Below are 19,923 nucleotides of genomic sequence, written 5' to 3'. Positions count from 1 at the left end.
TTTTCTGAAACTCGCAAGAATTAGCGACGCAGGCCCAGACGCTCGATCAGCGCGGTGTAGCGTGCAACATCTTTACGCTTCAGGTAGTCGAGCAGTTTACGACGCTGAGAAACCATACGCAGCAGACCACGACGGCTGTGGTGATCTTTTTTGTGCTCTGCAAAGTGACCTTGCAGGTGGTTAATCTGTGCAGTCAGCAGTGCAACCTGAACTTCGGTAGAACCGCTGTCGTTAGTACCACGACCAAACTCAGAAACGATTTTAGCTTTAGCTTCAACGCTTAGAGACATTTTCAAACTCCAAAGTATAAAGAATGTAAGGATGCCGATCTCTAATTCAGCTATCCCATGTACGCCCCGCAGATTGTTAAACAATTTACCAGGCGTTAAGCGGCGATATTCTACTCGTCTCCCCTGCTTATCGCAAGGTGAGGCGTTATCACCGTCACGCTTCGACCGGATATTCGACGACCAGACGACGCGGCGCCACACGCCCTTCGCCGTCCATTTCGCCCATACCGATGAATTTCCCTTCGTCACCTTCCGTCACGCGTACCAGGCCCTCAAGCGGCGCCCCCGATGTGCGAACCGGGTTTCCGTTCTTAAAGTAAACGGACGATGTTAAAGGAAGATTAACAACCGGGAAGTCCACTGCCGGACTGTCCATTGGCATCAGCAGCGGGTCCAGCAGATCGGCTGGCGCAACGCCCTGCGCTTGCGCCTGCTCAACCAGGGCGTGCAGATGCTCAAGCGTCACCATGCGTTCGACCGGATATTTGCTGACCGCCAGACGACGCAGATAAATCACATGCGCGCCGCAGCCCAGCTTTTCACCGAGGTCATCAATGATGGTGCGGATATAGGTCCCTTTCGAACAGTGTACTTCCAGCTCGAGTTCATCACCTTCGTGGCGAATGAACAGCAACTCATACACGGTAATCGGACGAGCTTCACGCGGAACCTCAATGCCCTGACGCGCATATTCGTAGAGCTTTTTGCCCTGATATTTCAGCGCCGAATACATCGACGGCACCTGTAGCGTATCACCACGGAAGCTGTCCAGCGCCGCATCAAGTTGCTCCGCGCTGAAGGTCACCGGGCGCTCTTCCACCACCAGGCCATCTGCATCAGAGGTATCCGTGCGCTGGCCCAGTTTGGCAATCACGCGGTAGCGCTTATCCGAATCCAGCAGGTACTGGGAAAACTTTGTCGCTTCCCCCAGGCAGATCGGCAGCATGCCGGTTGCCAGCGGATCCAGCGCGCCAGTGTGCCCTGCACGGTTGGCGTTATAAATACGCTTCACTTTTTGCAGTACGTCGTTGCTGGATGCGCCCTGTGGTTTATCCAGCAACAGCACGCCATGCACGTCACGACCGCGACGACGAGGACGACTCATCAGTCCTCCTTGCTGTCGTCCGCCGGGTTAACACGACGCTCATCGTCATGTTTCACCACGCTGGTCACCAGGTTGGACATACGCATACCTTCAACCAGCGAGTTGTCGTAGAAGAAGGTCAGCTCTGGCACGATACGCAGGCGCATTGCTTTGCCAAGCAGAGAGCGGATGAAACCAGAGGCTTCCTGCAACGCTTTAATGCCGTTCTTCACGGCGTCTTCATCCTGGTCATTCAGGAAAGTAACAAACACTTTGGCGTACGCCAGGTCGCGGGACATTTCCACGCCAGACACGGTGGTCATCATACCCACGCGTGGATCTTTGATTTCACGTTGCAGAATGAGAGCGATCTCTTTCTGCATCTCCTGCGCGACGCGCTGTGGGCGACCAAATTCTTTCGCCATAATAAATTCTCCAGACAAAAAAGGGGCTTAAGCCCCTTTTTAAAATTACTGCCGGGTGGCGCTTCGCTTACCCGGCCTACGCTAATTAATCTTCAGTTGACGAAGATTACGCGATGGTACGCTGAATTTCGATGATCTCGAACACTTCGATCATATCGCCAACGCGAACGTCGTTGTAGTTCTTCACGCCGATACCACATTCCATACCGTTACGGACTTCGTTAACGTCATCTTTGAAGCGGCGCAGGGATTCCAGCTCACCTTCGTAGATAACCACGTTGTCACGCAGTACGCGGATTGGGTTGTGACGCTTGATGGTCCCTTCGGTAACCATACAGCCCGCGATCGCACCGAATTTCGGTGATTTGAACACGTCACGTACTTCAGCCAGACCGATGATCTGCTGTTTCAGCTCAGGAGACAGCATGCCGCTCATCGCTGCTTTCACTTCGTCAATCAGGTTATAGATGACGGAGTAGTAACGCAGATCCAGGCTTTCAGCATCAATCACTTTACGCGCAGATGCGTCAGCACGAACGTTGAAGCCAACCAGGATCGCGTTGGACGCTGCTGCCAGGGTTGCGTCAGTTTCGGTGATACCACCTACGCCAGAACCGATGATCTTCACTTTCACTTCGTCGGTAGACAGTTTCAGCAAGGAGTCGGAGATCGCTTCCACAGAACCCTGAACGTCCGCTTTCAGAACGATGTTCACTTCGTGAACTTCGCCTTCGGTCATGTTGGCGAACATGTTCTCGAGTTTGGATTTCTGCTGACGAGCCAGCTTCACTTCACGGAATTTACCCTGACGATACAGAGCGACTTCACGCGCTTTCTTCTCGTCACGTACCACGGTGACTTCGTCACCGGCAGCCGGAACACCGGACAGGCCGAGAATTTCCACTGGAATGGACGGCCCCGCTTCCAGCACTTCCTGACCCAGTTCGTTACGCATCGCACGAACGCGACCGTATTCGAAACCACACAGAACGATGTCGCCCTTGTGCAGAGTACCTTCGCGAACCAGAACGGTTGCAACCGGACCACGACCTTTATCCAGGAAGGATTCGATTACCGCGCCGCTCGCCATACCTTTACGAACCGCTTTCAGCTCCAGAACTTCAGCCTGAAGCAGGATAGCGTTCAGCAGGTCGTCGATACCGGTACCTGCTTTTGCAGATACAGGGATGAACTGCGCTTCACCGCCCCACTCTTCCGGCATAACGCCGTACTGGGACAGTTCGTTCTTCACGCGATCCATATCGGCTTCTGGCTTATCGATTTTGTTAACTGCGACAACCAGAGGCACCTGCGCCGCTTTCGCGTGCTGGATAGCTTCAATGGTCTGTGGCATCACGCCATCGTCGGCAGCAACAACCAGAACAACGATATCCGTTGCCTGAGCACCACGAGCACGCATTGAGGTAAACGCTGCGTGGCCTGGGGTATCCAGGAAGGTGATCATGCCGTTTTCGGTTTCTACGTGGTAAGCACCGATGTGCTGGGTAATACCACCCGCTTCGCCGGAGGCAACCTTAGTAGAACGAATGTAGTCAAGCAGAGAGGTTTTACCGTGGTCAACGTGACCCATGATGGTCACAACCGGTGCGCGCGGTTCAGCCGCTGCGCCCGTATCACGGTCGCTCATGACTGCTTCTTCCAGCTCGTTTTCACGACGCAGGATAACTTTGTGGCCCATCTCTTCGGCAACCAGCTGTGCGGTTTCCTGGTCGATGACCTGGTTGATGGTGGCCATTGCGCCCAGTTTCATCATCGCTTTGATGACCTGAGAGCCTTTCACCGCCATCTTGTTAGCCAGTTCGCCAACGGTGATGGTTTCGCCGATCACAACGTCACGGTTAACGGCCTGAGCAGGCTTCTGGAAGCCCTGCTGGAGAGCGGAACCTTTACGCTTGCCGCCTTTACCGCCGCGAACCGCTGCACGCGCTTCTTCACGGTCAGCTTTTGATTCGGCGTGTTTGTTACCTTTTTTCGCAGGACGCGCAGCTTTTGCACTGCGAGTACGGCCACGACCACCTTCAACTTCGCGGTCGTTGTCGTCTTCTGCCTGACGCGCATGCTGAGACGTGGTGACGTGATAATCGCTGGTATCTTCAGTTGGTTCAGCGGTATTCACACCGTTCTTCTCGTTTTCTTCTGCCATGCGACGCGCTTCTTCGGCGACGCGGCGAGCTTCTTCTTCAAGCTTGCGGCGGGCTTCTTCTTCCGCTTTACGCTTCAGCTCGGCAGCTTCATTTTCACGGCGGGCTTTTTCAGCCTGGGCAGTTTTGGTCATTTCGTCGGTCTGTTGATTGCTCACTTTGTCTTTTTCCGCAGCGTCACGCTTCGCTTTTTCACCGGCGTCGCGTTTCGCTTTTTCTGCGGCCTCACGTTCAGCTTTTAATTCTGCTTCACGTTTGGCAGTGGCTTCTGCCTCACGCTGAGCTTGTTCTTCCGCTTCACGCTGTGCCTGCTCTTCCGCGGCAAGGCGTTCTGCCTCTTGCGGATCACGTTTTACAAAGGTGCGCGTCTTGCGGACTTCAATTTGTACCGACTTGCTTTTGCCACCGGTACCAGGGATGTTCAACGTGCTACGCGTTTTACGCTGTAGCGTTAACTTGTCAGGCGTAGAGCCGTGTTCACGGTTCAGGTGCGCTAACAAGGTTTGTTTTTCTTGCGCGGTCACCGAGTCATCAGCGGACTTCGGGATCCCTGCATCAGCAAATTGCTGTACCAGGCGGTCCACGGAGGTCTGAATCTCAGCAGCCAGCGATTTTACAGTTACATCAGTCATGCTGTTCCTTCCTGCTACAGTTTATTACGCTTCGTCGCCGAACCAGCAAATATTACGTGCGGCCATGATGAGTTCGCCGGCTTTCTCGTCGGTTAAACCTTCGATATCGGCCAGGTCATCAACGCCTTGCTCAGCGAGATCTTCCAGCGTACAAACACCACGGGCAGCCAGCTTGAACGCAATCGCACGATCAAGACCTTCCAGATTCAGCAGGTCATCAGCCGGCTTCTTATCGCCAAGGCTTTCTTCCTGAGCCAGCGCCAGGGTGGTCAGTGCGTTTTTAGCGCGTTCACGCAGGGCTTCAACGGTTGGTTCATCCAGACCGTCAATTTCCAGCAGCTCTTTCATTGGCACGTAGGCCAGTTCTTCCAGCGTAGAGAAACCTTCTTCAACCAGCACAGTGGCGAAGTCTTCGTCAATGTCCAGGTATTTGGTGAAGGTATCGATCGCCGCGTGGGCTTCAGCCTGATGCTTGGCCTGAAGGTCATCAACGGTCATCACGTTGAGTTCCCAGCCGCTCAGCTGTGACGCCAGACGTACGTTCTGACCGTTACGGCCAATCGCCTGCGCCAGGTTGCCCGCTTCTACAGCGATATCCATGGTGTGTTTGTCTTCGTCAACAACGATAGACGCCACATCAGCCGGTGCCATTGCGTTGATCACGAACTGCGCCGGGTTATCGTCCCACAGAACGATATCAATGCGCTCGCCGCCCAGTTCGGTAGAAACCGCCTGAACACGTGCGCCACGCATACCGACGCAAGCACCGACCGGGTCGATACGCTTGTCGTTGGTTTTCACCGCAATTTTCGCACGGGAACCCGGATCGCGGGCCGCCGCTTTGATTTCGATAACTTCTTCGCCGATTTCCGGCACTTCGATACGGAACAGTTCAACCAGCATTTCTGGTTTAGAACGCGTCACGAACAGCTGTGCACCACGCGCTTCAGGACGTACGGCATACAGCACACCACGAATACGGTCGCCTGGGCGGAAGTTTTCACGCGGCAGCATGTCTTCGCGCAGGATCACGGCTTCAGCGTTACCCGGCAGCCCTTCGGATTTGATCTCCAGAGAGATGTTGTCGCGGTTCACTTTCTTCACCACACCAGTGATGATTTCGCCTTCCTGATCGCGGAACTGATCGACAACCAGCGCGCGCTCGGCTTCGCGAACTTTCTGCACAATAACCTGCTTCGCGGTCTGGGTGGTGATACGGTCGAAGGTAACAGATTCAATCTGATCTTCAACGTAGTCACCCACGTTCAGACTTTCGTCTTCAAAACGTGCCGCTTCCAGCGTGATCTCTTTGGTCGGTTGGGTCACTTCTTCTACGATTACCCAACGACGGAATGTATCGAAGTCACCGCTTTTACGATCGATTTCTACGCGAACATCGATCTCTTGTTCGTATTTTTTCTTGGTTGCTGTAGCCAGTGCACTTTCCAGCGCTTCGAAAATCTTCTCACGCGGCAGTGATTTCTCGTTGGAGACGGCTTCAACAACAGCCAAAATTTCTTTGTTCATCGCGGGCTTTTCACCTCAATCCAGACTGTTAAAAGTGGGGAACCAGGTTCGCCTTCTGGATATTACTCAGCGCGAACACTTCATCTTTGCCTTCGACTGTCACCGTAATCATTTCACCATCAACGGCTTTGATAATTCCCTGCCATTTACGGCGGTTCTGTACGGCCATACGCAGAACGAGAGCCACTTCTTCACCGGTAAAGCGCACGTAGTGCTCGGCCGTGAACATCGGACGATCGAGGCCAGGTGAGGAAACTTCCAGGTTGTACGCAACGGTAATCGGATCTTCAACATCAAGAACCGCACTCACCTGGTGGCTGACATCAGCACAATCATCAACATTGATGCCATCTTCACTATCAATATAGATGCGCAGTGTGGATGTACGGCCGCGAACGAATTCGATGCCGACCAGTTCGTAGCCCAGTGCTTCGACCGGCGCAGTAATCATCTCTGTTAATTTTTGCTCTAATGTGGACAAGCCCACCCCCAAGACATAAAAAAAGGGCGTAAAGCCCAGTTATTCTGTAGTCAGATAACAAAAAACCCCGATAAATCGGGGCTTTAGATAACTGAACCCTATAGCCACAACTGTGGCCTGGAGCACTCTCCGAAAGCATTTTTTCAAATCCAGCTACGAAGGCTCTAAGTCTTCACAGTATATTTGAAAAAGAACTTTATGGGAAAGTGGTTGCGGGGGCCGGATTTGAACCGACGACCTTCGGGTTATGAGCCCGACGAGCTACCAGGCTGCTCCACCCCGCGCCTGAAACGTTGCAAATTCTACGCGTTTTGGACAGAATTTGCAAATAATGCTGGGATTTGGTACCGAAGACGGGACGTAAAATCGGCGTTCAGTATATTGATAGTTGACCCCACCTGTCAACCCAACTTCAGCCAGGGCAATAAAAGGGAAATTTTTACAAAAAACGCACACGTCTCTTTCGGTCGTCGATAAAAGATGATTAAATGAATACTCACTTATTTTGCATAAACATGCATCGAGAGCGAAAGCGGTCTCTAATCAGTCAATCAAGCAGGGTTTTATTATATGACGACGATTCTCAAGCATCTCCCGGTAGGACAACGTATTGGCATCGCTTTTTCTGGCGGCCTGGATACCAGCGCTGCACTGCTGTGGATGCGCCAGAAGGGAGCGGTTCCTTATGCATATACTGCGAACCTGGGTCAGCCGGACGAGGAAGATTATGACGCGATCCCTCGTCGTGCCATGGAATATGGCGCAGAGAACGCACGTCTGATCGACTGCCGTAAGCAGCTGGTTGCCGAAGGGATTGCCGCAATCCAGTGCGGTGCTTTCCATAATACGACCGGCGGCCTGACCTATTTCAATACCACCCCGCTGGGTCGTGCCGTCACCGGCACTATGCTGGTTGCCGCCATGAAAGAAGATGGTGTGAACATCTGGGGGGACGGTAGCACCTATAAAGGCAACGATATTGAACGTTTCTATCGTTATGGCCTGCTGACCAACGCCGAGTTGCAGATCTACAAACCGTGGCTGGATACCGACTTCATCGACGAGCTGGGTGGCCGTCATGAAATGTCTGAGTTTATGATTGCCTGCGGCTTTGACTACAAGATGTCCGTTGAGAAAGCCTACTCAACCGACTCCAACATGCTGGGTGCGACGCACGAAGCGAAAGACCTGGAATTCCTGAACTCCAGCGTAAAAATTGTTAACCCGATCATGGGCGTGAAGTTCTGGGATGAGAACGTGAAGATCCCGGCGGAAGAAGTGACCGTGCGTTTCGAACGTGGTCATCCGGTTGCCCTGAATGGTAAAACCTTCTCCGACGATGTTGAACTGATGCTGGAAGCAAACCGCATCGGCGGTCGTCACGGTCTGGGTATGAGCGATCAGATCGAAAACCGTATCATCGAAGCGAAAAGCCGTGGCATTTACGAAGCGCCGGGGATGGCGCTGCTGCACATCGCTTACGAGCGTCTGCTGACCGGTATTCACAACGAAGACACCATCGAGCAGTATCACTCTCATGGCCGTCAGCTGGGCAAACTGCTGTATCAGGGTCGCTGGTTTGATCCACAGGCGCTGATGCTGCGTGACGCCCTGCAACGTTGGGTGGCAAGCGCAATCACCGGCGAAGTGACGCTGGAACTGCGTCGCGGCAATGATTACTCCATCCTCAATACCGTGTCTGACAACCTGACCTATAAAGCAGAGCGTCTGACCATGGAGAAAGGTGAGTCAGTGTTCTCTCCGGACGATCGTATTGGCCAGCTGACCATGCGTAACCTGGACATCACCGATACCCGTGAGAAGCTGTTCAACTATGTTGAGAATGGCCTGCTCTCCGCCAGTTCCGGTAATGGCCTCCCTCAGGTTGAGAACCTGGAACACAGCGATAAGAAATAATCGACAGCAAGACATGCAAAAGGCGCCCATTGGGCGCCTTTTTTGTGGTCTTCGTAGGCCCGATAAGCGCAGCGCCACCGGGCAAAACGGCGGGTGGCGCTGCGCTTACCCGCCCTACAAAAGATCGGATACACAGAATGTACAGACGAAAAAAAAGACGTCTTGCGACGTCTTTCTTCTGGAATATTGGTACCGAGGATGGGACTCGAACCCACAAGCCCGTTAGGGCACTACCACCTCAAGGTAGCGTGTCTACCAATTCCACCACCTCGGTACGGAATACTTACTGCGGGATATCGCTGGTTGGCTTAGCCGGTGCAGCTGGCTGAGTTTGCTCAGTTTTTGCTGGCGCGCTCAGATTTTCCCACTCGCTTCCTTTACTGGTCTTGTTGCTGTTGATATTGCCCAGCACCAGACTGATGATGAAGAACAGCGTAGCCAGAATCGCCGTCGTACGGGTCATGAAGTTCGCAGAACCACTTGAACCGAACAGCGTACCGGAAGCGCCTGCTCCGAAGGAGGCTCCCATATCAGCGCCTTTACCTTGCTGTAGCATAATCAGCGCTACGAGAGCGATGGCTACAATAAGGAAAATAACTAAAAGAGCTTCGTACATAATCAACCTGTTCCTTGCGGATTTGCCGCATACCAATGCTTCGACCAATTAGCAGGATTTTGTTTCCCACTGAAGCGGGTGTGAATACTAACCAAAGCGAATCACCTTCGCAAGGGCATTTTCGAGGCATTGTATCAACTGCGGAAAAAAACAGCAAAAAGCCATTAATTGCTTAAAACAAAGGCGGCAAACGCCGCCTTTTTAAACACTTATTCTGAAAGATTATGCAGCTTTGACTGCATCCGCAATGCGGTGCGCAAATTCAGTCACCTGCGCTTCGTCTTCGCCTTCCACCATCACGCGGATCAGCGGCTCGGTACCCGACTTACGCAGCAGGACGCGCCCACGGCTGCCAAGAGTCGCTTCCACCTCTGCCATCACCGCTTTCACGTTATCATTTTCCAGCGGGTCGCCTTTACCCGCGGTGAAACGCACATTGACCAGAATCTGCGGGAACATTTTCATGCCGCTGCACAGATCGTGCAGGCTCATATGGTTACGCGCCATCGCGGCAACAACCTGAAGCGCCGCCACAATACCGTCACCGGTGGTGGTTTTATCGAGCAGGATCACGTGGCCGGAGTTTTCCGCGCCAATACGCCAGCCTTTCTCCTGGAGTTTTTCCAGCACGTAGCGGTCCCCCACTTTCGCACGAACAAACGGGATGCCCAGCTGTTTCAACGCCAGTTCCAGGCCCATATTGCTCATCAGCGTGCCCACCGCGCCACCGCGCAGTTGCCCCTGACGCAGGCCTTCACGGGCAATGATGTAAAGGATCTGATCGCCATCGACCTTGTTACCTTCGTGGTCAACCATGATCACACGGTCACCATCGCCATCCAGGGCAATACCCAGATCGGCCTTTTCAGCCAGGACACGCGCCTGCAAGGCACGCACGTCTGTCGCGCCGACTTCTTCGTTGATGTTCAGACCGTCCGGCTCGCAGCCGATAGTGATCACTTTCGCACCCAGCTCGCGGAACACATTCGGCGCAATGTGGTAAGTCGCACCGTTGGCACAGTCCACCACAATTTTGAGGTGTGCCAGGCTCAGCTCATTCGGGAAAGTGCCTTTGCAGAATTCAATGTAGCGGCCTGCGGCATCGACAATACGGTTTGCTTTACCCAGCTCAGCGGAGTCAACACAGGTGATCTCTTTTTCCATTTCCGCTTCAATCGCCTCTTCTACGTCATCCGGCAGTTTGGTGCCGTCGATGGAGAAGAATTTGATACCGTTGTCATAGAACGGGTTATGGGAAGCGGAAATGACGATGCCCGCTTCCGCACGGAAGGTGCGGGTCAGATAGGCAACAGCAGGGGTCGGCATTGGCCCCGTAAAGGAAGCTGAAAGCCCCGCCGCCGCCAGCCCGGCTTCCAGCGCGGATTCCAGCATATAACCCGAAATACGGGTATCTTTCCCAATAATGATCTTACGGGAACCATGACGCGCCAGTACCTTACCCGCCGCCCAGCCCAGCTTCAGGACAAAGTCAGGGGTAATTGGCGCATCGCCTACACGCCCACGGATGCCATCGGTACCAAAATATTTACGATTACTCATAGCGTTTGTTTTCCTTCGCTGCCAGTGTGGCTTCCACCACACGCATGGCTTCTACTGTTTCTTTTACGTCATGGACGCGAATGATGTGTGCACCTTGCATCGCGGCAATCACCGCGCAGGCCAGACTGCCGCTCAGACGTTCGCTCGGCCCGACATTCAACAACTGACCAATCATCGATTTTCTCGACATTCCCACCAGCAGTGGCAGGCCGAACTGATGAAACTCTGATAAGCGCGCAAGCAACGCGTAATTGTGTGAGAGATTTTTACCGAAACCGAAGCCCGGGTCGAGCAGCAATTTCTCTTTTGCGATACCCGCACGTTCACAGCGTTCGATATGCTCAATAAAGAAGCGGGTGACGTCGGCAAACACATCGTCATATTTTGGCGCCTCCTGCATTGTCTTAGGCTGGCCCTGCATATGCATCAGACACACCGGTAGCCCGGTTTCTGCGGCGGCTTCAATCGCGCCCGGCTCGGTCAGCGAGCGGATATCATTGATAATGTGAGCGCCAACTCTCGCCACTTCACGGATCACTTCGGGTTTGGAGGTATCAACGGAGATCCACACTTCAAAGCGCCGGGCGATAGCCTCCACCACCGGCACCACGCGCGCCAGCTCTTCCTCCACCGAAACCTCCGCCGCACCAGGCCGCGTTGACTCCCCTCCAACGTCAATGATGGTGGCACCCGCGTTGATCATTAAATTCGCGTGTTTAACCGCGTCGATAAGCGAATTATGCGTGCCGCCGTCAGAGAAGGAATCAGGCGTGACATTCAGGATCCCCATCACATGAGGATGTGAAAGGTCGAGATGCGAGTCCTGGGCGAATAGTTTCATGGTGAAGTCTCTGGAATTAATGTGGTTAAACAGATAAGAAAAACCCCGGAGCAAGCTCCAGGGTTTGAGATACAGACAAACGCTTCAACAGCAGTGACTTACTTGTCGCCCAACTGCTCTGACATGGTGTTGCCCGGGTTTGGCGTACGCGGTTCATCGACCGGACGCGGCGCACGCGGGGTGCCATTGTTGTCAGAATTGTTAGACGCGCCTGGGTCTTCCCAGCCTGCCGGCGGACGCACTTCGCGGCGCGCCATCAGGTCGTCAATCTGCGGTGCATCGATGGTCTCATATTTCATGAGCGCATCTTTCATCGAATGCAGGATGTCCATATTGTCGTTCAGGATCTGACGGGCGCGAGCGTAGTTACGTTCAATCAGCGCTTTCACTTCCTGGTCGATGATACGTGCCGTTTCATCGGACATATGTTTCGCTTTTGCCACGGAGCGGCCCAGGAATACTTCGCCCTCTTCCTCTGCATACAGCAGCGGACCGAGTTTGTCGGAGAAGCCCCACTGAGTCACCATGTTACGCGCCAGGTTTGTCGCCACTTTAATATCGTTCGACGCACCGGTGGAAACATGTTCCGCACCGTAGATAATCTCTTCAGCCAGACGACCGCCGTACAGGGTTGAAATCTGGCTTTCCAGCTTCTGACGGCTGGCGCTGATCGCGTCGCCTTCAGGCAGGAAGAAGGTCACACCCAGCGCACGACCGCGCGGAATAATCGTCACCTTGTGTACGGGATCGTGTTCCGGCACCAGACGACCGATAATCGCGTGGCCCGCTTCGTGATATGCCGTGGACTCTTTCTGCGCTTCCGTCATCACCATGGAGCGACGTTCCGCACCCATCATGATTTTGTCTTTCGCTTTCTCGAATTCCACCATGGACACCACGCGCTTGTTACCGCGAGCGGCAAACAGTGCTGCTTCGTTGACCAGGTTAGCCAGATCCGCACCGGAGAAGCCTGGAGTACCACGCGCGATGATTGCCGCGTCGATATCTGGCGCCAGCGGTACGCGTCGCATATGCACTTTCAGAATCTGTTCACGACCGCGAACATCCGGCAGACCGACCACAACCTGACGGTCAAAACGGCCTGGACGCAGCAGCGCAGGGTCGAGTACGTCCGGACGGTTAGTTGCCGCGATAACGATGATACCTTCGTTACCTTCGAAGCCGTCCATCTCAACCAGCATCTGGTTCAGCGTCTGCTCACGTTCATCGTGACCACCACCCAGGCCTGCGCCACGCTGGCGGCCTACGGCGTCGATTTCATCGATGAAGATGATGCACGGTGCTGCCTTCTTAGCCTGCTCGAACATGTCACGCACACGAGATGCACCGACACCCACGAACATTTCAACGAAGTCAGAACCTGAAATAGTAAAGAACGGCACCTTCGCTTCACCCGCGATGGCTTTTGCCAGCAGGGTTTTACCGGTACCCGGAGGGCCGACCATCAGGACACCTTTCGGGATCTTACCGCCCAGTTTCTGGAAACGGCTCGGCTCGCGCAGGTATTCAACCAGTTCACCCACCTCTTCTTTTGCTTCGTCACAACCTGCTACGTCAGCAAACGTGGTCTTGATCTGGTCTTCCGTCAGCATACGCGCCTTGCTCTTACCGAACGACATGGCACCTTTGCCACCACCGCCCTGCATCTGGCGCATAAAGAAGATCCAGACGCCGATAAGAAGCAACATCGGGAACCAGGAAATGAAGATAGAAGCCAGCAGGCTTGGTTCTTCCGGCGGCTCGCCTACCACTTTGACGTTTTTGGTCAGAAGGTTATCAAGCAGCTTAGGATCGTTCACCGGGATGTAAGTCGTGTAACGGTTACTATCTTTCTTGGTAACGTTGATCTCACGTCCGTTGATACGCGCTTCGCGAACCTGGTCCTGATTGACCTCTTGCAGGAAGGTAGAATAATCCACCTTGCGGCCATTCGACTCGCTGGGCCCAAAGCTCTGGAATACTGACATCAGCACAACGGCAATGACCAGCCAGAGTATTAGGTTTTTCGCCATGTCACTCAAGGGATTAACCTCATATTACAACTGTGTTAAAAACAGCGTCAGGATACTCTATATCCAGTTTCATTCAAACTTTCGCCTGAAATCTACCGGTTATCATTTTCGCCCGGTCGCTACAATATACACTTCACGGGAACGGGCCCGGGAAGAGTCCGGCTTACGAACTTTGACCTTCGCAAACAGGGAGCGAATTTCCTTAAGATACTCCTCGAAACCTTCGCCCTGAAACACCTTCACAACAAAACTACCACCAGGCGCTAGTACATCACGACACATTTCTAACGCTAGTTCCACCAGATACATGGCGCGGGGGATATCCACCGCCGGTGTTCCACACATATTTGGCGCCATATCCGACATGACAACCTGGACCTTACTGTCACCTACACGATCAAGTAGTGCTTTAAGCACTAATTCATCACGAAAGTCGCCCTGAAGGAAGTCGACACCGACGATGGGATCCATTGGTAAAAGATCGCATGCGATGATTCGGCCCGTTCCGCCGATCTGCGTAACCGCATACTGGGACCATCCGCCAGGTGCCGCACCGAGGTCGACCACCGTCATTCCCGGTTTAAAAAGTTTGTCACTTTGCTGTATTTCATCAAGTTTAAACCAGGCGCGGGAACGCAACCCCTTTTTCTGCGCCTGTTGAACATATTTATCGCTAAAGTGTTCCTGAAGCCAGCGGCTGGAGCTGGCAGAACGCTTTTTACCTGTCATTTAACATTTCCGTCCTGGTTCATCGTTGCTTGCCTGTGACGTAAATTTCTACGCAGCTATTTGGCGATATTAGGGAGATGGCGGTAGAATGAACCGTTTTCAATCCCAACGTAAGCAAAAATATACGATGAATCTGAGTACTAAACAAAAACAGCACCTTAAAGGTCTGGCACATCCGCTCAAGCCTGTAGTGATGCTTGGCAACAATGGTTTGACCGAAGGGGTGCTTGCCGAGATTGAACAAGCGCTGGAACACCACGAGCTGATCAAGGTGAAAATCGCCTCTGAAGACAGAGACACTAAAAACCTGATCGTGGAAGCCATCGTGCGCGAAACCGGCGCCTGTAATGTACAGGTCATCGGTAAAACGCTGGTGCTCTATCGCCCATCTAAAGAGCGCAAAATCTCGCTGCCACGTTAAGGATATCCTGAATCGAACACATTTTCTGTGTGAAACGAGGGATTTCTTTCAGCAGGCGAGCAAAATGCCATGCTCCTTGAGTTGATAAAAGGCCGCTATGCGGCCTTTTTCTTTTCTTTACAATGTATCAACATCTTAGTAGAGAAGCGAATTACAGGTATTCAACCTTAATAATTTCGTATTCCACTTCACCACCAGGGGTGCGGATGGTGACCACATCGTCCTGCTCTTTGCCAATCAGGCCACGAGCAATCGGCGAGTTCACCGAAATCAGGTTCTGTTTGAAGTCCGCTTCATCATCACCCACGATGCGATAGGTCTGCTCTTCGTCGTTGTCCAGATTCAGGACGCTGACGGTAGAGCCGAAGATCACACGGCCATTATTTGGCATTTTGGTGATATCGATAACCTGCGCGTTAGACAGTTTCGCCTCGATATCTTTAATGCGCCCCTCACAGAAACCCTGCTGCTCACGCGCCGCGTGGTATTCAGCATTCTCTTTCAGGTCGCCATGCTCACGCGCTTCCGCGATAGCGGCGATGATTTCAGGGCGACGCACGGATTTGAGAAAATCCAGCTCTTCGCGCAGTTTTTCGGCACCACGTAAGGTCATCGGAATAGCTTGCATTTGTTATACCTCTTAAACATTCCTGTTGGGAGCAGTGTTCCCTGCTCCAGCCCACCTGAACAGGCCAGAAGCAAAAAGAAAACCGACCCGGGAGCAACGCCCCAGGTCAGCAGCAATTTTTCAATTTGATACGCATTTTACCGCGAAGTTCACTATGGGTCATCGTTTACTTTACAGTGCCATGCACCGTAGTATGACGGTTTGTTTTCGGGTTGTTAGCGCGAGATTATGCGATTTTCCAGTTTTATCATCGGATTGACTACCAGTATAACGTTCACCGTTCAGGCCGCGAATGTTGATGAGTACATTAATCAACTGCCCGCCGGCGCGAACCTTGCCCTGATGGTGCAGAAGGTTGGCGCGCAGGCTCCCGAGATTGACTATCACAGTCAACAGATGGCGCTGCCTGCCAGTACCCAGAAGGTGATCACTGCCCTCGCCGCCCTGCTCCAGCTCGGGCCTGACTTCCGTTTTACTACCACCCTTGAAACCAGAGGTAACGTTGAGGGTGGCGAACTGAAAGGCGATCTTATCGCCCGTTTTGGTGGCGATCCCACCTTTAAGCGCCAGGATGTCCGCAATATGGTGGCGGTACTGAAAAAATCCGGCGTAACAAAAATTGATGGCAACGTGCTGATCGACACCTCCATTTTCGCCAGCCACGATAAAGCGCCTGGCTGGCCGTGGAACGACATGACGCAGTGCTTTAGCGCCCCGCCAGCCGCCGCCATCGTTGACCGTAACTGCTTCTCCGTATCGCTTTACAGCGCGCCAAAACCAAATGACTTAGCTTTTATCCGCGTGGCCTCATACTACCCGGTCACGATGTTCAGCCAGGTGCGGACGCTGGCGAAAGGCTCCCCGGAGGCGCAGTATTGCGAGCTGGACGTGGTACCGGGCGATCTCAATCGCTATACGCTCACCGGCTGCCTGACCCAGCGGTCCGATCCCCTCCCGCTGGCCTTCGCCATTCAGGATGGCGCGGGCTATGCCGGTGCCATTTTTAAAGATGAACTGAAGCAGGCGGGCATAACCTACACCGGAACGCTGCTGCGCCAGACGCAGGTGAATGAGCCAGGCACGGTGATCGCCAGCAAACAGTCCGCGCCACTGCATGATTTGCTTAAGATTATGCTGAAAAAGTCGGATAACATGATTGCCGACACGGTGTTCCGCATGATTGGGCACGCGCGATTTGGTGTGCCGGGCACCTGGCGGGCCGGTTCTGATGCCGTACGTCAGATCCTGCGCCAGCAGGCGGGTATCGATCTGGGCAATACGATCGCCGTTGATGGTTCCGGTTTATCGCGTCATAACCTGATCTCGCCGGCCACCATGATGCAGGTGTTGCAGTACATTGCTCAGCATGACGCTGAGCTAAACTTTATTACGATGCTGCCGCTTGCCGGACACGACGGCTCTCTTCAGTACCGCGCGGGCCTTCACGCTGCGGGCGTGGATGGCAAAGTGTCAGCCAAAACGGGTTCCCTGCAAGGCGTTTACAACCTTGCCGGTTTTATCACGACCGCCAGCGGACAACGCATGGCATTTGTGCAGTATCTTTCCGGCTATGCCGTCGAACCGGCTGACCAGCGCAATCGCCGTATTCCACTGGTGCGTTTCGAAAGCAGGCTCTATAAGGACATCTACCAGAATAACTAGCGATGAAACTACTGATAGTTGAAGACGATCTGTTATTGCAGGAAGGGTTAGCGCTGGCGCTGGGGAATGAAGGCTACGCCCTGGATTGTGCCACCACGGCCGCTGAAGCAGATGCCCTGATCCAGAGCGGTGAATACAGCCTCGTGATCCTGGATTTAGGGCTGCCGGATAAAGACGGCGCGACGCTGCTCTGCCAGTGGCGTCGTCGCGGGGTTGAGAATCCCGTCTTGATTCTCACCGCCCGCGATGCCATTGAAGACAGAATTAACGGGCTGGATTCTGGCGCTGACGATTATCTGGTAAAACCCTTCGCCCTTGCCGAGCTACAGGCTCGCGTACGGGCGTTGATCCGCCGCTATCAGGGCCACAGCGACAACCTGCTGACGGACGGAGATATCACCCTCAATCTGCAAACTCAGCAGGTGCTGCGCCAGTCTCAGCCTGTGGAAGTGACGCCAAAAGAGTTCGCTCTGCTGACGCGCCTGATCATGCGCAGCGGGCAGACCGTGCACCGTGAAACGCTGCAACAGGACATCTACTCCTGGCAGGACGATCCAGGATCAAACACGCTTGAAGTTCACATTCATAATCTGCGGCGCAAGCTCGGTAAAGATCGCATCAAAACCGTACGCGGCGTGGGTTACCGTCTGGAGAGCCAGAAATGAACAGTATGCGCCGGCGATTAATGGTGTTGCTGGCGGTTATTCTGCTATTTTTTCAACTCATTAGCGTAGTCTGGCTGTGGCATGAGAGCCGCGAGCAAATCGGTTTTCTGGTGAACGAAACATTGTCCGCCAAAGCGCGCAACAACCATGTCGAAAAAGAGATCCGCGAAGCCATTGCCTCCCTGCTGGTCCCTTCTCTGGTGATGGTCGGTTTTACCTTGCTCTTCTCATTCTGGGCAGTCACCTGGATCACCCGACCACTCAACAAACTTCGCGCCAGCCTTGCGAACCGTTCGGCGGATAATCTGACTCCCCTGCCGATGTATTCCGATATGGAAGAGATAGGCGCTGTGACCACGTCGCTCAATCAACTCCTCGCCCGGCTGGACCACACTATTCAACAGGAACGCCTGTTTACCGCCGATGCGGCACACGAGTTACGTACGCCGCTTGCGGGGATCAGGCTCCATCTGGAACTGATGGCTCAGTCCGGTTCCCCGCAGGCCACGCCACTGATAAGCCGTATCGATCAGTTGATGCACACGGTGGAACAGCTGCTGATGCTGGCGCGTGCCGGGCAGGCGATGGCCAGCGGCCATTACGATACCGTGAACTGGACAGAGACGATCATTGCTCCGCTCAGCCTGGAGCATGAAGCCAAAGAGCATACGGTAATATGGCCGGCCCACAGCGTGCTGACGGTTCAGGGGGACGCCGTCCTGTTACGTCTGATGCTAAGGAACCTTCTGGAGAATGCCGCCCGCTACAGCCCGGCAGGCACAACCATTGAAGTGGCATTAACAGCGACGGAGGGCGGTACCCGGGTGAGCGTTACCGATCAGGGGCCGGGTATTGATGAGGCGCACCGCCAGTCGATCACCGAACCTTTCCGACGTCTCGACCAGCGCTACGGCGGCAGCGGCCTTGGGCTGAGCATCGTACAGCGTATCGTACAGCTCCATCATGGCCATTTAACGCTGGAGAACGGCGCTGAGGGCGGCCTCATCGCCAGCTGTTGGTTACCGGCGAAAATAGGATAAAAAAAAGCCCCGTTAAGGGGCTTTATACAGGGGTTAGTGCTTGTAGATGAACTCGACGCCTTCTTCGTCGTCTTCATCCCAGTCATCGTCCCAGTCTTCATCATCTTCTTCCGCTTCCAGCTCTTCGAGCTGCTGGCGGTGGTAGTCATCCCACATGAATTCGACTTTTTCAGGCTGTTTCGCCTCTTCTGCCTGAACGACCGGATTCTCGATGATAAAGGTCATCACATCCCAGCAGAGATCTTTCACGCCAACCTGGCTGGCGGCAGAGATCAGATAGTACTTATCTTCCCAACCCATCGCGTCGGCAATCGCTTTAGCTTTCGCTTCAGCTTCCGCTTTATTCATCAGGTCGATCTTGTTAAATACCAGCCAGCGCGGTTTTTGCGCCAGTTTTTCACTGTATTTCTCCAGCTCGCCGATAATAATACGGGCGTTTTCAACCGGATCGGAACCGTCGATTGGATCGATGTCGATGAGGTGCAACAGTACGCGACAACGCTCAAGGTGCTTCAGGAAGCGAATACCCAGACCGGCGCCTTCTGCTGCCCCTTCAATCAGACCCGGGATGTCAGCGACCACAAAGCTCTTCTCGTTATCCATACGGACAACGCCCAGGCTCGGCACCAGCGTCGTAAACGGATAATCCGCTACTTTGGGTTTCGCCGCAGAGACCGCACGGATAAACGTCGATTTACCGGCGTTTGGCATACCCAGCATCCCCACATCCGCCAGCAGCATCAGTTCCAGTTGCAGGTCGCGCTTATCACCCGGGGTACCCATGGTTTTCTGACGCGGGGTACGGTTAACGGAAGATTTGAAACGGCTGTTACCCAGACCATGCCAGCCGCCTTTCGCCACCATCAGGCGCTGACCGTGTTTGGTCATATCACCCATGGTTTCGCCCGTGCCCTGATCGATGACACGCGTACCCACCGGCACTTTGATCGTCACGTCTTTACCGCGTTTACCGGTACAGTCGCGGCTCTGGCCGTTCTGGCCACGCTCGGCGCGGAAAGATTTTTCGAAACGGTAGTCGATCAGCGTGTTGAGGTTTTCATCCGCCTCCAGCCACACGTCGCCACCGTCCCCACCGTCACCGCCGTCAGGACCGCCACGAGGAATATATTTTTCACGGCGGAAGCTTACACAACCGTTACCGCCATCACCTGCCACGACCAGAATCGTCGCTTCATCAACAAACTTCATT

The 19,923-nt window shown here is 53.9% G+C and carries 18 protein-coding genes and 2 tRNA genes; 5 read left to right on the top strand and 15 right to left on the bottom strand.

The window, feature by feature from the left end; genetic code table 11:
* Nucleotides 1–20 precede the first annotated feature (20 nt).
* From rpsO to SK62_RS02040, 7 genes are all read right to left on the bottom strand, one after another.
* Nucleotides 21–290, bottom strand: a complete 270-nt coding sequence (rpsO, locus tag SK62_RS02070) for a 30S ribosomal protein S15 (RefSeq protein WP_003861789.1) — start codon at nucleotides 288–290, stop codon at nucleotides 21–23.
* Between the two features lie 154 nt (nucleotides 291–444).
* On the bottom strand, nucleotides 445–1,395 hold the full coding sequence (gene truB, locus SK62_RS02065) for a tRNA pseudouridine(55) synthase TruB (RefSeq protein ID WP_017693918.1): 951 nt from the start codon (nucleotides 1,393–1,395) through the stop codon (nucleotides 445–447).
* Nucleotides 1,395–1,799, bottom strand: coding sequence for a 30S ribosome-binding factor RbfA (gene rbfA, locus SK62_RS02060; protein ID WP_003861793.1), 405 nt, complete (start codon nucleotides 1,797–1,799; stop codon nucleotides 1,395–1,397). The genes truB and rbfA overlap by 1 nt, the downstream gene beginning before the upstream one ends.
* 106 nt (nucleotides 1,800–1,905) lie before the next feature.
* Nucleotides 1,906–4,593 (bottom strand): translation initiation factor IF-2, encoded by a 2,688-nt coding sequence (gene infB / locus SK62_RS02055; protein ID WP_006812117.1) that lies wholly within the window; start codon nucleotides 4,591–4,593, stop codon nucleotides 1,906–1,908.
* A 24-nt stretch (nucleotides 4,594–4,617) separates the two neighbouring features.
* A complete protein-coding gene (gene nusA, locus SK62_RS02050) occupies nucleotides 4,618–6,120 on the bottom strand; it encodes a transcription termination factor NusA (protein ID WP_003861798.1) in 1,503 nt (500 codons plus the stop codon).
* A 28-nt stretch (nucleotides 6,121–6,148) separates the two neighbouring features.
* The gene (gene rimP / locus SK62_RS02045) at nucleotides 6,149–6,601 is read right to left on the bottom strand and encodes a ribosome maturation factor RimP (RefSeq protein ID WP_014833432.1); all 453 of its coding nucleotides are present in this window, start codon (nucleotides 6,599–6,601) and stop codon (nucleotides 6,149–6,151) included.
* Between the two features lie 207 nt (nucleotides 6,602–6,808).
* Nucleotides 6,809–6,885 (bottom strand) — tRNA-Met (locus tag SK62_RS02040).
* A 286-nt stretch (nucleotides 6,886–7,171) separates the two neighbouring features.
* Here SK62_RS02040 and argG point away from each other — a divergent pair.
* Entirely contained in the window at nucleotides 7,172–8,518 is a 1,347-nt protein-coding gene (gene argG, locus SK62_RS02035) for an argininosuccinate synthase (protein WP_015571974.1), read from the top strand.
* Between the two features lie 187 nt (nucleotides 8,519–8,705).
* Here the strand turns inward: argG and SK62_RS02030 are convergent.
* The 6 genes from SK62_RS02030 to rlmE form a co-directional block, all read right to left on the bottom strand.
* A tRNA-Leu gene (locus tag SK62_RS02030) sits at nucleotides 8,706–8,792 on the bottom strand.
* Between the two features lie 9 nt (nucleotides 8,793–8,801).
* On the bottom strand, nucleotides 8,802–9,134 hold the full coding sequence (secG, locus tag SK62_RS02025) for a preprotein translocase subunit SecG (RefSeq protein ID WP_003861803.1): 333 nt from the start codon (nucleotides 9,132–9,134) through the stop codon (nucleotides 8,802–8,804).
* Nucleotides 9,135–9,356: 222 nt separating this feature from the next.
* On the bottom strand, nucleotides 9,357–10,694 hold the full coding sequence (glmM, locus tag SK62_RS02020) for a phosphoglucosamine mutase (RefSeq protein WP_003861804.1): 1,338 nt from the start codon (nucleotides 10,692–10,694) through the stop codon (nucleotides 9,357–9,359).
* Nucleotides 10,687–11,535 carry a dihydropteroate synthase gene (gene folP, locus SK62_RS02015; RefSeq protein WP_032655232.1) on the bottom strand — a complete coding sequence of 283 codons (849 nt, stop codon included), beginning with the start codon at nucleotides 11,533–11,535 and terminating at the stop codon, nucleotides 10,687–10,689. The genes glmM and folP overlap by 8 nt, the downstream gene beginning before the upstream one ends.
* Before the next feature lie 98 nt (nucleotides 11,536–11,633).
* Nucleotides 11,634–13,568, bottom strand: a complete 1,935-nt coding sequence (gene ftsH / locus SK62_RS02010) for an ATP-dependent zinc metalloprotease FtsH (RefSeq protein ID WP_003861810.1) — start codon at nucleotides 13,566–13,568, stop codon at nucleotides 11,634–11,636.
* Between the two features lie 102 nt (nucleotides 13,569–13,670).
* Nucleotides 13,671–14,297 carry a 23S rRNA (uridine(2552)-2'-O)-methyltransferase RlmE gene (rlmE, locus tag SK62_RS02005; protein WP_003861812.1) on the bottom strand — a complete coding sequence of 209 codons (627 nt, stop codon included), beginning with the start codon at nucleotides 14,295–14,297 and terminating at the stop codon, nucleotides 13,671–13,673.
* Between the two features lie 127 nt (nucleotides 14,298–14,424).
* Here rlmE and yhbY point away from each other — a divergent pair, with 127 nt between their 5' ends.
* Nucleotides 14,425–14,718 (top strand): ribosome assembly RNA-binding protein YhbY, encoded by a 294-nt coding sequence (gene yhbY / locus SK62_RS02000; protein ID WP_003861814.1) that lies wholly within the window; start codon nucleotides 14,425–14,427, stop codon nucleotides 14,716–14,718.
* A gap of 151 nt (nucleotides 14,719–14,869) precedes the next feature.
* On the opposite strand, the gene greA is transcribed toward yhbY, so the two are convergent.
* Nucleotides 14,870–15,346 carry a transcription elongation factor GreA gene (gene greA, locus SK62_RS01995; RefSeq protein WP_006812122.1) on the bottom strand — a complete coding sequence of 159 codons (477 nt, stop codon included), beginning with the start codon at nucleotides 15,344–15,346 and terminating at the stop codon, nucleotides 14,870–14,872.
* 228 nt (nucleotides 15,347–15,574) lie between these two features.
* On the opposite strand from greA, the gene dacB reads away from it, so the two are divergent.
* The 3 genes from dacB to pmrB are packed head-to-tail and all read left to right on the top strand — an operon-like array spanning nucleotide 15,575 to nucleotide 18,713.
* On the top strand, nucleotides 15,575–17,008 hold the full coding sequence (gene dacB / locus SK62_RS01990) for a serine-type D-Ala-D-Ala carboxypeptidase (protein ID WP_015571976.1): 1,434 nt from the start codon (nucleotides 15,575–15,577) through the stop codon (nucleotides 17,006–17,008).
* A 2-nt stretch (nucleotides 17,009–17,010) separates the two neighbouring features.
* Nucleotides 17,011–17,673: a two-component system response regulator PmrA gene (gene pmrA, locus SK62_RS01985; RefSeq protein WP_015571977.1), complete on the top strand. Its 663-nt coding sequence runs from the start codon at nucleotides 17,011–17,013 to the stop codon at nucleotides 17,671–17,673.
* Entirely contained in the window at nucleotides 17,670–18,713 is a 1,044-nt protein-coding gene (pmrB, locus tag SK62_RS01980; RefSeq protein WP_017693913.1) for a two-component system sensor histidine kinase PmrB, read from the top strand. The genes pmrA and pmrB overlap by 4 nt, the downstream gene beginning before the upstream one ends.
* 33 nt (nucleotides 18,714–18,746) lie before the next feature.
* Here pmrB and cgtA read toward each other — a convergent pair whose 3' ends face one another.
* On the bottom strand, nucleotides 18,747–19,922 hold the full coding sequence (gene cgtA, locus SK62_RS01975) for an Obg family GTPase CgtA (protein ID WP_017693912.1): 1,176 nt from the start codon (nucleotides 19,920–19,922) through the stop codon (nucleotides 18,747–18,749).
* Between the last annotated feature and the right edge of the window lies 1 nt (nucleotide 19,923).

Source organism: Enterobacter sp. BIDMC109 (genome assembly GCF_001037885.1).
Lineage (GTDB): Bacteria > Pseudomonadota > Gammaproteobacteria > Enterobacterales > Enterobacteriaceae > Enterobacter > Enterobacter hormaechei_C.
Note: the sequence above shows the minus strand (reverse complement) of the source record. Positions and strands in the feature narration are given on the sequence as shown.

Coding starts and splice junctions, on each gene's coding strand:
- folP (WP_032655232.1), bottom strand. CDS start 11,535: ATGAAACTATTCGCCCAGGACTCGCATCTCGACCTTTCACATCCTCAT.
- rlmE (WP_003861812.1), bottom strand. CDS start 14,297: ATGACAGGTAAAAAGCGTTCTGCCAGCTCCAGCCGCTGGCTTCAGGAA.
- secG (WP_003861803.1), bottom strand. CDS start 9,134: ATGTACGAAGCTCTTTTAGTTATTTTCCTTATTGTAGCCATCGCTCTC.
- argG (WP_015571974.1), top strand. CDS start 7,172: ATGACGACGATTCTCAAGCATCTCCCGGTAGGACAACGTATTGGCATC.
- dacB (WP_015571976.1), top strand. CDS start 15,575: ATGCGATTTTCCAGTTTTATCATCGGATTGACTACCAGTATAACGTTC.
- rbfA (WP_003861793.1), bottom strand. CDS start 1,799: ATGGCGAAAGAATTTGGTCGCCCACAGCGCGTCGCGCAGGAGATGCAG.
- nusA (WP_003861798.1), bottom strand. CDS start 6,120: ATGAACAAAGAAATTTTGGCTGTTGTTGAAGCCGTCTCCAACGAGAAA.
- rpsO (WP_003861789.1), bottom strand. CDS start 290: ATGTCTCTAAGCGTTGAAGCTAAAGCTAAAATCGTTTCTGAGTTTGGT.
- yhbY (WP_003861814.1), top strand. CDS start 14,425: ATGAATCTGAGTACTAAACAAAAACAGCACCTTAAAGGTCTGGCACAT.
- truB (WP_017693918.1), bottom strand. CDS start 1,395: ATGAGTCGTCCTCGTCGTCGCGGTCGTGACGTGCATGGCGTGCTGTTG.
- pmrA (WP_015571977.1), top strand. CDS start 17,011: ATGAAACTACTGATAGTTGAAGACGATCTGTTATTGCAGGAAGGGTTA.
- ftsH (WP_003861810.1), bottom strand. CDS start 13,568: ATGGCGAAAAACCTAATACTCTGGCTGGTCATTGCCGTTGTGCTGATG.
- infB (WP_006812117.1), bottom strand. CDS start 4,593: ATGACTGATGTAACTGTAAAATCGCTGGCTGCTGAGATTCAGACCTCC.
- pmrB (WP_017693913.1), top strand. CDS start 17,670: ATGAACAGTATGCGCCGGCGATTAATGGTGTTGCTGGCGGTTATTCTG.
- glmM (WP_003861804.1), bottom strand. CDS start 10,694: ATGAGTAATCGTAAATATTTTGGTACCGATGGCATCCGTGGGCGTGTA.
- greA (WP_006812122.1), bottom strand. CDS start 15,346: ATGCAAGCTATTCCGATGACCTTACGTGGTGCCGAAAAACTGCGCGAA.
- cgtA (WP_017693912.1), bottom strand. CDS start 19,922: ATGAAGTTTGTTGATGAAGCGACGATTCTGGTCGTGGCAGGTGATGGC.